Origin of the sequence: Umezawaea beigongshangensis (genome assembly GCF_016464305.1) — a bacterium.
GTDB classification, from domain to species: Bacteria; Actinomycetota; Actinomycetes; order Mycobacteriales; family Pseudonocardiaceae; genus Umezawaea_A; species Umezawaea_A beigongshangensis.
Map to the genome: position 1 here is coordinate 1 of NZ_JAEIOJ010000024.1, position 13988 is coordinate 13988.

Genomic DNA, 13988 nt, shown 5'->3' on the forward strand with positions numbered 1-13988 from the left:
TGATGCAGCACCGCCGCCTCGCTCGCGACTACGAGACCCTGCCGCAACGTTCACGCACCATGGTCCACTGGGCGATGGCTAACATAATGAGCCGCGTTCTGACCGGAGAATCCACCCAAACCTGGCGAAACGATCTACGTAAAACGGACATGCGCACCCAAAAGTAGATCAGATGCCCTCTGAGTGCGGCCCACCGCTTCGGCGCCGTGCAACTGACCGAGCAGCGCCCGGGCACGGCGTACTGGGAGGTGGACCTGCGGGAGATGGCGCACCTGCTGAGCCGCACCGCCGCACCGCCCTCTGACACCTGCGACGCCGGAGCGTCCCGCCCTGTGGCGCCGCGCCACCGGGACCGCGAGGGGTGAGCGCCGCTCCCCGCCGCCCGGCCCGCTCGCCGGAGGGGCAGCTGAGCGGGCGGCGGGCAGGCTGCTGCCGCGGGCCGGACAGGCGCGGGGCGCGGGCACGGCCGTTCGGCGCCGTGGACGCCGACGCGGCACCCGCCGGTAGCCCTGGGCGAACCCGCGCCGCACCACGCGCGACGTGCGTCGCCGGCTGTCGGGCGACCGAGGACGGACAGGCCCTGGTGCCGCCGGGGCGCCGTTGGCGGCGGGGGCCGTGACCTGTGGGGGACGAGCGTGCGGCGGCGTGGACGGGCGTGTCGGCGCGGTGGGTGTCAGCGCCGGGCGGCCAGCCAGGTGCGCAGGTCTGCATCGCTGACGTGCAGATCGGTGCCGAACAGTCGTACGGGGCTGGTCCTGTCGGCGGGCCGGGTGGCCAGCATCTCCAGCTGCATCCGCTGTCCCGCGGTCAGCTCGGCTGTGTTGGGGTCGAGGTAGGTCAGCGGTTCCTCGCCGGTGTCGACGCGCTGGTGCTTGGCCACGGTTGCTCCTCGGTGCTGCGAAAGGAGGCACGGCGGCCTCCGCTCGGGTGTACACGGACATGATGACCGGTGGGTGCCGGTCACCGGTGTCGCCGTGTCGCTGACGCGCTCGTCACCCCGGGCGGGCACCGCGCGACGGCCACGGCACGCCGCCGGAACGCTGCCGCCCTGGGCTGGCCGACGACGCCGCGATCACCGCCGTGCGCCTCGAGGTGTGGCGCGCCGTGCCCCCCGACTGCCAGAGCACCTGTCCGACCACCCACGAGCTGCGCACCTGTCCGGCCGGGATCCACGACAGGCCCTGCTACCGCCTGCCGCCGCGCCGCCGTGCGCATCCTGCGCGTCCTGGCCGTCGGCGCCGCCCGGCACCCCGCCTCCGCCGAGCGCGCCGTCGGGATCGACAGCAGTGGCGCGACCGGTCACCCGCGCTCGCCCCGGCACGACGGGCACCTCCGAGGAGAGTGCTGCGTCGCGGCGGCACTCGGACCGCTGGTCCTGACCGAGACCGTCGGGGGAGTGGATCTGCAGGCCCTGGCGGCCCGCGGCGTCGCCGAGTCGGCGGCACGTCCGGGTCGGCGAGGGGAACGGCTGCGTCCGCAGCGCACACCCGGCCGCTCGACTCCGTGTGAAAACCAGCCACTTCGATTTCTGGTTTTATAACTGCTGTCGTCGGGATTGGCCCGCTGCGCTGCGGGGCGCGTGCTGCCAGCGAGGTTGTGTCGAACAGCTGTGCGATTGTGTCGAGACGGGGCGCAGTCCTGCTCTGCCGACTGTCCTCCCAGGTCACAGGCTCGGTTCGGTGACGCGGAATGCTGCGGGAGGGCATTGTGCGGATTGTTGCCAGCATTCTGGTTGCATGGTCGTCGCGTGATCGCGGGGGATCGGCTGTTCCCGGCACGAGAACGATTGGCGAGGAGCGGGGCAATGGGGCAGGACCCGCGCGGCAACCCCTGGCTGGCCGAACGCCCCGCCCCGGCCCGGCCCGAACCCAGACCGAAGATCACCGAGGTGGTCACCGTCGACCTCGATTCCGAGCTGATGCAGCGCATCAGGACCGCGGTCGCCGTGGCCTGCACCGGCCCGCCCGTGCGGGAGCTCAACTCGATCACGCGGTTCTCGGAGGCGGCCGGACGCCGCAAGATCGCCGCGCTGCGCGCCGAGCACAACCGCGGCCGACGCTGGCCCGCGGTCAAGCAGTTGCCCCGCGGCGGCACCCGCCGCACCGCCGAGCAGGCCGTGCAGGCGCCGTCCCCGGTGCGCAGCACACCGCCGCTGAGCATCGACCTGGTGGACGAGGTCCGCGGCTTCGTGCACCGCACCGCCATCCGGGCGGGGAAACCCGGCGAGGGCATCCTGTCGCATCGCGCGTTCTTTACCGTCGCCGCGCGCGAGTACATCGACGAGCTCGAGCGCGAGGACAACGACGGCAAGCCCTGGCCGGTGTACTCCGGCGCCGCCCCGCGCGGCGCACGCCGCTCCTGACCCGCAGCCCGGCCCGCCTGCCACCACCGGCCCCGGGTGCACAGGCGCGGCAGGCGGTGACGGGCGCCGCGGCAGTGCTGCCCCGTGGCCGAGTCCCGACCCGCCAGGCCGTCGAACTGCCCGGCGTCTCACCGCGGGGTGATCGGCACAAGGGGGTGTCCCAAACGTCCGTCCTCAGATCGGCCCTGTTCCCGTTGGTCTCCTACGGGGGTGGACGAAGCCGAGATCAGCGAACAGGTCGCCGGGTCGTCGTCAGCGGGCGAAGTGGGTCTGGCTCAGCGCGAGGAGTCTCTGCTGGGTGGTGGGGTCGTAGGACACCGGCGGAGTGCTTGATTCCGTTTCGCGGACGAAGTAGCGGCCGGTGATGCCGGCCATGGCGGGGTCGGTCGCGATGCGTGTCGCGCTTTTCGCTCCTTCGGTGGGGGTGAGCAGGCTGCGGCGGATCAGTGGGCGCACGGGGCGTAGCAGCGGTGGCACGAGGGTGTCGATGATGTCGGTGGCGACTATCCCTGGGTGCAGGGCGTTGACGGTCACTCCGTCGGCGGCGAGGTCGGGGGCGAGGGCGTAGCCGGCGGTGACGGTCATGAGCTTGGCTCGTGCGTAGGCCTCGAACGGCGCGAACCCGGCAACGGGATTGAGTTCCGCGAGATCGTCGATGCCGGCCAGGTCGAGGGTCGCCGGACGAGGCTTGCCGATGAGCTTGACCTGCCGGGTGTCGTTGAGGGTGTCGCTGGCGACGTTCACCACACGGGCTCGGCCGCGTCGCAGCGGCACGGCCAGCAGGGTGGTGAGGCCGTAGGCGGCGAGGTAGTCGAGGGCGATGTGCATCTCGATGCCGTCGGCCGAGACGCGGTGCTCGGAGAAGTGCGCGCCGGCGTTGTTGATCAGGATGTGGATCCGGTCGTAGCGGTCCACAATGGTCTCCGCCGCGGTCACGACGTCCGCGCGCCGGGACAGGTCTCCGGAGATGACGTCGAGCCGGCTCGCTGCCTGTGGGCCGATGTGTGCGCGCAGAGCGTCCGCACGAGCGGGATCGCGGGCGACGGTGACCACGTGCGCGCCCGCGCGGACGAGGTCGGCGGCGATGACCTGGCCCATGCCACCGGTCGCGCCGGTGACGACGGCGACTTTCCGCGTCAGGTCGAGGATGGCGGCGTTCACCGGATGATCCGAGGGTAGGCGTGGGCGTACCGCGGGGTTTCGGCCTCGTCGACCAGGAACGCGGCGAGATCGGCGCGTCCGATGGAACTCCACAGTCGGATTGGCAGGTCGGTGCCGACCCTGTACTTCCCGATCGCGTCGTGGTCGGACAGCTTCGGCAGTCGCACAATCGTCCAGTTCAGGCCGGAAGCGGTGATGAGCGGCTCCATCGCTTCCTTGTCGCGCATTCGCTCGGCCACGTTCGCCCACACCGCACGGGAGTACAACGACTTGTCGTGCGTCTCCAGCACGCCGTGCGCGCTGAGGGCAATCAGGCGGGCCACCCCGGCCTCCTTCATCGCTGTGATCGCGGAGCGGATGCCCTCGGCGCAGACCGTCGTCGGCCCCTTGTCGGCCCCGCCCAGCGCGCTGATCACCACGCTCGTTCCAGGCAGGGCACGGGTGAGGGCTGAGACGTCCGTGACCTCGGGCCAGGTCACCTCGCTGAGGCTTTCGCTCGGCTCGAACGTTCCCGCTCGGCGGACCAGCGCGACTACGTGGTGCCCGCGCTGGAGCGCCATGGACACGACGTGACGTCCGGTGGCACCCGTCGCCCCGAGGACAGCCACTGACGTCCTCTGCGATACAGAATGTCTCATACTTCGAAGTATGTCCGCCGACTGCACTGCGAGTCAAACTGTCTCATAAGATTGGTTCGTGACCAACGAGACAGACCCCCGGTTCGCGCGAAGCCGCGACGCGATCCTGAACGCCGCCCGTGAGCTGCTGCTGGAAAGTGGTCCGACCGCGGTGACGCACGCGCAGGTCGCCGACCGCTCGGGAGTGGGACGCGCGACCGTCTATCGCCACTGGCCCCAGACCGGACCACTCCTTCTCGAGGCCATGGCCACCGTCCCGATGCCGTTCTTCGACAAACCCACCGCTCCCACCAGGGAGTGGCTACGACGAGAACTGACCGCGATCGCCCGCCAGCTTGAGCTCGACGACGTGCGCGCCGTGGCCACGACCCTGGCGAACACCGCCCTGTGGGACGAGAACATGGACGCCAGCCGCGCGCGGTTCGCCAGCATCCTCGCAGACCGACTCGCGATCGCCCTCGACGACGCCCAGGCGCGCGGCGAGATCACCCTCACGCTCACCAGTCGAAACGCCGCCGCCATGACCATCGGGCCGATGTACTACCGCAGCACCATCGAGCGTGCTCCGACCGACTCCGCTCTCATCGAAGCCGCGATCGCCGCCCTGGGCGCCTGGTCCACCGACTAGTACTCCAGCCGCACTTCGTTGTACATGGTCTGTTTTCGCTGGTAGTGGGCTTGTTTGGCGCGGTGTTGGTGGCGTCTGCGCCAGTGGGACCAGTTCCAGGTGTGGGCACGGTCTGGAATGGTGGTGATCAGGTGTGCCAGGAGACGCCTGATCTCACCGGGGGTGATCGGGATGAGGCCGCTGCCAGGGCTTGTGGGGCGGTGGCAGCGGTGACGGCGAGGTAGGTGTGGGCGAGCATCGCCAGAGTGACGTGGCGGTACCAGGCGTCGTAGCGGCGGACCTGGTACTGGTCCAGGCCGACCTCGGTCCTGGCGGTCTGGAAGCAGTCCTCGACCGCCCACCGCATTCCGGCCACCCGGATCAGGTCGTCATCAGTGGTTCCCGGTGGAGCGCAACACGAGTAGTAGGCCAACTCGTGCTCGCCGCGACGATTGGGCGTCGGGGAACGGCGGATCAGCAGCCACCGCCGCCAGCCCGGCGGCGTGGTGTCGTCGTAGACGGGTAACGAGGCCACCGCCCAGTCGAACAGGCGTGGCCCCTTGGCGCCCTGGCCGCAACTGCGGCGCTTCCACGCCGCCTGCGGTGCGTCGGCGGTCAGGAAGTCGGCGCGGGTGGCGCCCGCGGTGGCCGGAACGGTCTGACTGCTCGACACGGCCACCACGTAGGCGACGCGCCGTTCTTCAAGCCAGGCCCGAAACTTCGAGTCGCCGCCGTAGGCCTCGTCCGCGGTCACCCAGCGGGCCGGCGCGCCAGCGTCCAGCGCCCGGGCCAGCATCGCGCGGGCCAGCACGGGCTTGGTCGCGAACTCCACGGTGTCGGGCACCGCCGCCTCCCGACACCGCTCCCGATCCGCGATCCAGGACTTGGGCAGGTACAACTCCCGGTCGATCAGCGTCCGGCCCTTGCCCGTGGCCTAGGCGAGGAACACGCCCAACTGGCAGTTCTCGATCCGGCCGGCGGTGCCGGAGTACTGGCGTTGCACCCCGGCGGACTTGGTTCCCCTCTTCAGGAACCCGGTCTCGTCCACCACCAGCACGCCCTCGCCGTCGGCCAGGTGCTCCACCGCGTAGGCGCGCACGTCGTCGCGAACCCCGTCGGCATCCCACGTAGCGGCGTTGAGCAGACGCTGCATCCCGTCCGGTGTCGCCTCGCCCGCCACCTCCGCCAACGCCCAGCCGTTCTTGCCCGCGATCGGCGCCAACAGACCCCGCACATACGCACGGGCCCGACACCGCGGCTCCGCCCGCACAAACCGTCCCGCCACCCGCCCGAACAACTCGTCCCAGCCGCTCACCCACGCCTGGACGTCCTCATCGACCAACACAAGATCGACAAGCTACCAGAGCATGTCACGAACTGCGGCTGGAGTATTAGACCGCTCGCTTTACGGTCCTGGGTATTGCGAATCGCAGCGTATTTCTCCCTGTCGGATGTTCGCGAGTTCGTGATCTTTTCACTCCGATGACAACCTGTGGTTGTCAAATTACGCGTGTCGTTTGTTTGCTGTTTGCTGGTGATTTCGTTGAGATGGCGCCGCCTGGTCAGTCGAAGTCACTCGGGAGCCGTCCGTTGTCCTCGTCGTTCGTCCACCTGCACGTCCACACGGAGTACTCGATGCTCGACGGTGCGGCCAAGATCGGACCGCTGTTCGACGAGGCGGCCCGATTGGGGATGCCCGCGGTGGGCATGACCGATCACGGGAACATGTACGGAGCGGACGAGTTCTACCAGTTGTCGAAGAAGTCCGGTGTCAAGCCGATCGTGGGCATCGAGGCGTACCTGGCTCCGGTGAGCAGGCACCACAAGAAACCGGTGTTCTGGGGGCAGTCCGGACAGCGCGGCGCCACGGACGAAGGGGTTGGCGGCGACGTCTCCGGTGGCGGCGCCTACACGCACATGACGATGGTGGCGGAGAACGCCACCGGCCTGCGCAACCTGTTCAAGTTGTCCTCTCTGGCCAGTCTCGAGGGGTACTACCGCAAGCCGCGCATGGACCGGGAACTGCTCGCGGACAACGCCTCGGGCATCATCGCCACCACCGGTTGCCCGTCCGGCGAGGTGCAGACCAGACTGCGTCTCGGGCAGTACGCCGAGGCGTTCCAGGCAGCATCGGACTACCGCGACATCTTCGGCCGAGAGAATTTTTTCCTCGAACTGATGGACCACGGCCTGCCCATCGAGCGGTCGGTGCGCGACGCTCTGATCGGCATCGGCACCAAGATGGGCCTGCCTCCGCTGGCCACCAACGACTCGCACTACGTCACCAAGGACCAGGCCGACACCCACTCCGCGCTGCTGTGCGTGCAGTCCGGCAAGACCCTCGACGACCCCAACCGGTTCAAGTTCGACGGCGACGGCTACTACCTCAAGTCGGCCGAGGACATGCGCGCCTACTGGGACGCCGAGGTGCCCGGCGCCGCGGACAGCACGCTGCTGATCGCCGAGCGCGTGCAGTCCTACGCCGAGGTGTGGGAGCACCGCGACCGGATGCCGGTCTTCACCCCGCCGCGGGGCCACGACGTGAACTCCTGGTTCCGCGCCGAGGTGATGCGCGGACTGCGGTGGCGGATGCCCGGCGGCGTGCCCGCCGAGTACATCACGCGCGCGGAGTTCGAGATCGACGTCATCGTGCAGAAGGGCTTCCCCGCCTACTTCCTGATCACCGCCGATGTGATGAACTACGCCCGCGAGGTGGGCATCCGGGTCGGTCCGGGGCGTGGTTCTGCGGCGGGGTCGCTGGTCGCCTACACCATGCGCATCACCAACCTCGACCCGATCGCGCACGGCCTGCTGTTCGAGCGGTTCCTCAACCCCGAGCGCATGTCCATGCCCGACATCGACATGGACTTCGACGACCGACGACGCGGCGAGATGGTGCGCTACGCCACCGAGAAGTACGGCGCCGACCGGGTCGCCCAGGTGATCACCTTCGGCAAGATCAAGACGAAGGCCGCGATCAAGGACTCCGCCAGGGTCCACTTCGGCCAACCCGGCTACGCCGTCGCCGACCGGATCTCCAAGGCGCTGCCTCCGCCCGTCGCGGCCAAGGACATCCCGTTGCGCGGCATCGTCGACCCCGGCCACGAGCGCTACCCCGAAGCCGCCGAGGTGCGGGCGCTGATCGAGTCCGACCGCGACATCGCCACCATCTTCGAGACCGCACGCGGCCTGGAGGGCCTGATCCGCAACGCGGGCGTGCACGCCTGCGCGGTGATCATGTCCTGCGAACCGCTGGTGGACGTCATCCCGCTGTGGCGCCGCGACGACGGCGCGGTGATCACCGGATGGGACTACCCCTCCTGCGAGGCCCTCGGCCTGCTCAAGATGGACTTCCTGGGGCTGCGCAACCTCACCGTCATCGGCGATGCGATCGACAACGTCGAGGCCAACCGCGAGGAGACGGTGGACCTGGACACGCTGAGCACCGACGACGCGAACACCTACGAGCTGCTCGCCCGCGGCGACTCGCTGGGCGTGTTCCAGCTCGACGGCGGCGCCATGCGCGACCTGCTGCGCCGCATGCGCCCCACCGGCTTCGGCGACATCGTCGCGGTCAACGCGCTGTACCGGCCGGGACCGATGGCGATGAACACCCACAACAACTACGCCGACCGCAAGAACGCCCGCCAAGCGATCGAACCGATCCACCCGGAACTGGCCGAGCCGCTGCGCGACATCCTCGCCGAGACCCACGGCCTGGTCGTCTACCAGGAGCAGATCATGCAGATCGCACAGCGGGTCGCCGGGTTCTCCATGGGCCGCGCGGACGTGCTGCGCCGCGCCATGGGCAAGAAGAAGAAGGAGGTGCTGGAGAAGGAGTTCGAGGGCTTCCGCGACGGAATGCGCGCCAAGGGCTTCTCCGACGAGGCCGTGCAAGCGCTGTGGGACACGATCCTGCCCTTCGCCGGGTACGCGTTCAACAAGTCCCACGCCGCCGGCTACGCCCTGGTCGGCTTCTGGACCGCCTACCTCAAGGCGAACTACCAGCCGGAGTACATGGCCGGGCTGCTGACCTCGGTCGGGGACAACAAGGACAAGTCCGCCGTCTACCTGTCGGAGTGCCGACGGCTGGGGATCAGGGTGCTGCCGCCGGACGTCAACGAGTCCTCGCTGCGCTTCTCCGCGGTCGGCGACGACATCCGCTTCGGCCTCGGAGCGGTGCGCAACGTCGGCGCCAACGTGGTCGAGTCGATCATCGCCACCCGCACCGCGAAGGGCGAGTACACCTCCTTCCAGGACTTCATCGAGAAGTCCGAGCTGGTGTGCTGCAACAAGCGGCTCGTCGAATCGCTGATCAAAGCGGGCGCGTTCGACTCCTTCGGCCACGGCCGACGTGCGCTGCTGGAGGTGCACGAGGAGGCCGTCGACGCGGTCGTCGGGCTCAAGCGGCAGCAGGCGAGGGGCCAGTTCGACCTGTTCGGCACTGGTGAGGAGACAGGCGGCGAGCAGGACGTCAGCTCGTCACCGCTGTCGCACCTGCGGCTCGACGCCGAGGAGTGGCCGCGCAAGCAGCTGCTCGCCTTCGAACGGGAGATGCTCGGCCTGTACGTCTCCGCGCACCCCCTCGACGGCACCGAGCACATCCTGCGCAAGGCCGCGCCCAAGTCGATCGGCGCTGTGCTGGCACATCCACCGCGAGAAGGGGAGCTGGTCGTGTCCGGGATGATCTCCGCGCTGGAGCGTCGGGTCACCAAGAAGGGCGAGACCTGGGCCGTCGCGGCCATCGAGGACCTCGACGCCTCCATCGAAGTGCTGTTCTTCCCCAAGAGCTACGCAGTGCTCTCCGCGGATCTGGTCGAGGACGCGGCGGTCGTCGTCAAGGGCCGGGTGAACTGGCGGGAGGACAAGATGTCGGTCTTCGGCTCGGATCTGGCGCTCCTGGACCTGAGCAGCGCCCGACTCGACGGCAGTGAACCTCCGCTCGTGCTGGAAGTGGCGGTCGAGACGTCCAGGGACAGCGTGCTGGAGCTGCGCTCGACCCTGCAGGCGCACCGCGGCCACACGCCGGTGCACATCGTGCTCGGCGGTGGTACCCGTGCGGTCACCCTCGCGGTGGACGACTACCCCGTGTCGGTCACCGCGGCCCTGCTGGGCGAGTTGCGATCCGTCCGCGGGGTGCGCGTGATGTCCTGACCTCGCGGCGTTGTGGCCTCAGCCGAGGAAGGCCGCCCGGTCGGCTTCGGGCAGCCACACGCCGTCGACGTCGTGCGAACGGAATCCGGCCCGGACGTGCTCGATCAGTTGGGGCAGCAGGGCGTGCTCGTTGTCGGGATGCCACAGCAGCGACCACGGGTACGCCGGACGCGGCGGTGTGACCGCCAAGCGCACCACACCGGGGTGGTCGGGCACCCGGCACTGCTCGCCGATGAACCCGATGTGATCGGTGCTCGCCGCGATTCCACCGATGAAGTGCTCGTAGCCGAAGTTCGGGCCCGTGGTGTCGATCCGCACGCCGAACGCGACGCTCACCGCGTCCCAGAACTCGGCCCACTCCGTGTCGGGAGCGTTGCCCGGCATCCACGCCGTCGCACCGGCCAGCTCGGCCATGCTGACCTGACCGCGTCCCGCGAGCGGGTGTCCGGTTCCGACCAGCACCTGGGCGGGCTCGAGATGAGCGGGGATGCTCTGCAACCCGTCCTCGGCGAGGGAACCGGTGAGCCGGGCGAACGCGGCGTCGACCGTGCCGGTCCTGAGCGCCGCGCGGGCCGCCTTCAACCCGGTGGAGGTGATCACATCGATGTCGGACTCGTCGGTGGCCTCGTAGAACTCGCGCACCAGTTCCGCCGCTGCGAGCCGAGTGTCGAGCACGTCCACGCGCAGCGGCCGGTCCCGACCGGAGAGCACCGCAAGGGCGTGGTCGGCTGTGGCCAGCAACGCCCGGGCGTGGGGGAGGAACACTTCGCCCGCGCGGGACAGGCCGGTTCCGGCTCGCAGCCGTGAGAGCAGCACCGAGCCCACGGTCGACTCGAGCTTGGCGATCCGCTTGGACACCGCCTGCTGCGTGATGCCCAGCCCTGCGGCGGCCTCGCCGAAGTGCCTGTTGTCCGCCACGGCGACGAAAGCACGCACCGAACCCAGGTCCAACTCCGCCATCCACGCCTCCCCGGGCCATCGCAGACCGCCGCGCGGCACGGGGGATCGGGCGCACCCGCGCCACCTGATGATCATCCCACAACCATCGGACGGTCACCGGTGCGGGGCGGACTCGGCGCGACCGAGACCGGGGAACACCCGGTCGAGGCGGTGCAGAGGATGGTCCTCCGCTCTTCCCCAACTACGTCGTAGCAGGTCAGCGCCTCGTGGTAGTGATCATCGCGAAGCCGGACTCCGGGGTGTCGGCCAGCCGCGCGGCCTCGTCGTCGGGCCGGCGGGCGAGGCCGGTGTCCTCCGGCATTCTCCGTACGACATCGGCGTCCGCGTGCGCCCTCCGCGTGTGCGACGCCGAGAGCGCCGACGAGCAGTTCACGTGCTGGATCGTCGAGCAGCATCAGGAGGGTCGGTGTGGTGCGCGTCCTGCGCCGATCGGGGTGTGCGGCTCTGCGTGCAACGGCTGCCGGAGGCGGTGGATATCGTCCGGGTGTGAAGATCGCGGTGGGGAGCTTTGTGGTCGGCTCTGGTTTCGGGGCGGCCACCTCGCTGGTCAACGCGTTGTCGTCGCCGTATTCCGGGCTCGGTGTTTCGCTCGCGGGCAGCGTCTGGGCCGGTGCCGTCACGGTGCTCAGCTCGCTGATCGGCGCGGGGTGGGCGTGGGCCGCGCTGGCGGTGGCGATGGGCTGTCTGGACGGGACGCGGGCCCGGGGCGCGCTGGCAGGGAGCGTGGCGTTGATCGCAGTCACGGGGGCGTACTACGTCACGGACGCCGCCGTCCTGGGGGAGCGGGTGGTCTCGTACGCCACGGAGATGCTCAGGTGGTCGGTGGCGGGTCTGGTGTTCGGCTCGCTCCCGGGTGCGGTGGGAGCCGCCAGCAGGCCGCCGGGGCTGGTCGGGTTGTTCGCCGCGGTGACGGTGCCGGTGGGTGCCGCCGTGCAGATGATCGTGCAACCGTCCCGGCCGCGTCTCACCCAGCCCACGGCGGGTGCTCTGGCCGAGGTCATCGTCTGGGCGGGCGTGGTGCTGGGTGTCTGCTGGGCCGTCCACCGGTTCTGGGCCGCCAGGCGTGCGGTCGTCTCAAACCTGTGACGCTACCTGCGGACGACGCCGAGTCGGTGGGCACGGCCTTGTCAGGTCGACCTCGGCCTCGGCAGATTACGCTGAGGTCGCCTTTTGTGTTTCGGTAGACGCCGTCGGCTGCGGCTTCACCAGCTCCGAGGAGTGGTTGTCCGCTCGGTCCTGCTGCACCGCATCAAGGAGTGGCCCGACCTGGAAGCGCCGCTGCGCCAGCAGGTGGAGCCGCTGCTTCACACTCACGCTGCCTGACCGGCACCACCGGCCACGACGGTCAGCACCTGCTCGGTGGCGGCTGGGGACTCACCAGTCGCGGTTGCAGTCGGCCAGCCAGTCGGCGACGAGCTCGTCGCGGCGCTTCGGCGCCTCGATGACCGGTGGTCGCGGTGTACCCGCTCCTCGGCGGGGCGAGGCGCTGGAGACCGCTCGGTGACAGTGACGGCTACCAGGTCGCGTTCATCCTAGGAGTGCCTTGCCCAGGATGAACGCGACCTGGTAGCCGTGCTGACGTCGTCGAAGAGTGGGTGCCGCACCGGACATCACCGAGAACGGGTACCACGATGAACAGCTCTCGCCAGGACACCCTGGACCTGCTGCGCCGCGCTGAGGACGACCCACGCCGACGGATTCTGATCCGCGACGCCACCGTCGTGACCGGCGACCCCGGTTCGGGCACCCTGGATCGGGCCGACGTGCTGCTGGAGGGCTCGACGATCGCCGCGATCGGGCGTGCGCTGCCGGTCGGGGACGCGATCGTCGTCAACGCCACCGGCATGATCGCCGCCCCCGGCTTCGTCGACACCCACCGCCACGCCTGGGAGGCGCAGTTGCGCCGGATCATGCCCGACGTGGACGACCTGGGTGCCTACGTCACCAAGACCCTCCTGGGGTACGCGCCGGTCTACCGGCCTCACGACATGTACATCGGCACGAAGCTGGCGGCGCTCACCGCGATCGACGCGGGCATCACCACCATGCTCGACTTCTCGCACAACTCGCGCACCGCCGCGCACTCCGACGCCGCGGTGCGGGCGCTGCGCGACACCGGCATCAGGGGCGTGCACGCCGCCATGGCCCCGCACTTCGGCACGTGGGACCACCAGTGGCCCGCAGATCTGACCCGGCTGCGCGAGCAGCACACCGACGACCTGCTGACCTTCCGCCTGGCCTGTCTCGCCACCGGCGAGATCGCCGGGCCCGACCTGGCCTACGGTCCCCGGCTCGCCCGGCACGCTCGTGAGCTGAGCGTCGGGGTGAGCGTGGACGCCGTGTTCGGCGAGTCGTCCTCCCGCGCGATCCTGGAGTGGGAGCGGCAGGGGCTGCTCGGTCCCGAGGTGACTCTCATCCACGCCACCGGTCTGACCGCTGATGCGTGGCGTGCCATCGCCGACACCGGCACGACCGTCGCTCTGGCCCCCACCTCTGACGCGCAGATCGGCTTGGAGACCGCCGTGCCCGCCGTGGACGAAGCCCTGGCCGTCGGCGTCCGCCCGGGGCTGAGCATCGACGTCGAGGTGGCGTTGTCCAGCGACATGTTCACCCAGATGCGGGTGCTGCTGGCCATTCAGCGCATGCGCGCGGTGGAAGGCGTTCACGGCACCGACCGCGTCTCCACCCGCATCGGGGTCGCTGATGTGCTCGACTTCGCCACTGTTCAGGGCGCGCGCACCAACGGGCTGGAGCGCATCACCGGTTCGCTGACCCCCGGCAAGCAGGCCGACCTGCTGCTCATCACGGCCGAGGCGATCAACACCATGCCGCTCAACGACCCGATCGGCACCGTCGTGCTGGGCGCGGACGCCCGCAACGTCGACACCGTCCTGATCGGCGGCCGGGTGCGCAAGTGGGCTGGCGAGCTGCTGGAGGTGGATCTGGCCGCGCTGCGCGAGGAGGTCACCGCCTCACGCGACCACGTCCTGACCGCGGCGCAGGCGGTTCTGCGATAGCGGTGATCAGGTCACGAGAGGGCTCGCGTGTTCGAACACACTCGATTTGTTGACATGTCAACATGTCATGGGCAAGATCGGGGAGGTGT

General features: G+C 69.7%; 10 protein-coding genes and 1 pseudogene. 6 read left to right on the forward strand and 5 right to left on the reverse strand.

All coding sequences use genetic code 11. The annotated features are described in order from the left end of the window. Positions 1-206: 206 nt before the first annotated feature. On the forward strand, positions 207-365 hold the full coding sequence (locus tag IMZ35_RS29630; RefSeq protein ID WP_199444525.1) for a hypothetical protein: 159 nt from the start codon (positions 207-209) through the stop codon (positions 363-365). A 308-nt stretch (positions 366-673) separates the two neighbouring features. Here the strand turns inward: IMZ35_RS29630 and IMZ35_RS29635 are convergent, their stop codons facing one another. Then, positions 674-880, reverse strand: a complete 207-nt coding sequence (locus tag IMZ35_RS29635) for a hypothetical protein (protein WP_199444526.1) — start codon at positions 878-880, stop codon at positions 674-676. A 924-nt stretch (positions 881-1804) separates the two neighbouring features. Here IMZ35_RS29635 and IMZ35_RS29640 point away from each other — a divergent pair. Beyond that, complete coding sequence (locus IMZ35_RS29640) at positions 1805-2362, forward strand: hypothetical protein (RefSeq protein ID WP_199444527.1); 558 nt, start codon at positions 1805-1807, stop codon at positions 2360-2362. Positions 2363-2614: 252 nt separating this feature from the next. Here the strand turns inward: IMZ35_RS29640 and IMZ35_RS29645 are convergent, their stop codons facing one another. Next, positions 2615-3523, reverse strand: coding sequence for an SDR family NAD(P)-dependent oxidoreductase (locus IMZ35_RS29645; RefSeq protein ID WP_199444528.1), 909 nt, complete (start codon positions 3521-3523; stop codon positions 2615-2617). Beyond that, positions 3520-4083, reverse strand: a complete 564-nt coding sequence (locus IMZ35_RS29650) for an NAD(P)-dependent oxidoreductase (protein ID WP_199444529.1) — start codon at positions 4081-4083, stop codon at positions 3520-3522. Before IMZ35_RS29650 ends, IMZ35_RS29645 begins: the two co-directional genes overlap by 4 nt. 136 nt (positions 4084-4219) lie before the next feature. Between IMZ35_RS29650 and IMZ35_RS29655 the strand changes: the two genes are divergently transcribed. Continuing rightward, positions 4220-4789, forward strand: a complete 570-nt coding sequence (locus tag IMZ35_RS29655) for a TetR/AcrR family transcriptional regulator (RefSeq protein ID WP_199444530.1) — start codon at positions 4220-4222, stop codon at positions 4787-4789. Positions 4790-4916: 127 nt separating this feature from the next. On the opposite strand, the pseudogene IMZ35_RS29660 reads toward IMZ35_RS29655, so the two are convergent. After that, positions 4917-6113: pseudogene (locus IMZ35_RS29660) on the reverse strand (IS701 family transposase). Positions 6114-6358: 245 nt separating this feature from the next. Here IMZ35_RS29660 and dnaE point away from each other — a divergent pair. Continuing rightward, entirely contained in the window at positions 6359-9922 is a 3564-nt protein-coding gene (dnaE, locus tag IMZ35_RS29665; RefSeq protein ID WP_267877312.1) for a DNA polymerase III subunit alpha, read from the forward strand. 18 nt (positions 9923-9940) lie between these two features. Here the strand turns inward: dnaE and IMZ35_RS29670 are convergent, their stop codons facing one another. Further along, on the reverse strand, positions 9941-10882 hold the full coding sequence (locus IMZ35_RS29670; protein WP_199444532.1) for a LysR family transcriptional regulator: 942 nt from the start codon (positions 10880-10882) through the stop codon (positions 9941-9943). A 486-nt stretch (positions 10883-11368) separates the two neighbouring features. Between IMZ35_RS29670 and IMZ35_RS29675 the strand changes: the two genes are divergently transcribed. Both IMZ35_RS29675 and IMZ35_RS29680 read left to right on the forward strand, forming a co-directional pair. After that, positions 11369-11968 (forward strand): hypothetical protein, encoded by a 600-nt coding sequence (locus IMZ35_RS29675; RefSeq protein WP_199444533.1) that lies wholly within the window; start codon positions 11369-11371, stop codon positions 11966-11968. Between the two features lie 545 nt (positions 11969-12513). Then, the gene (locus IMZ35_RS29680; protein ID WP_199444534.1) at positions 12514-13899 is read left to right on the forward strand and encodes an amidohydrolase family protein; all 1386 of its coding nucleotides are present in this window, start codon (positions 12514-12516) and stop codon (positions 13897-13899) included. Positions 13900-13988: the final 89 nt, after the last annotated feature.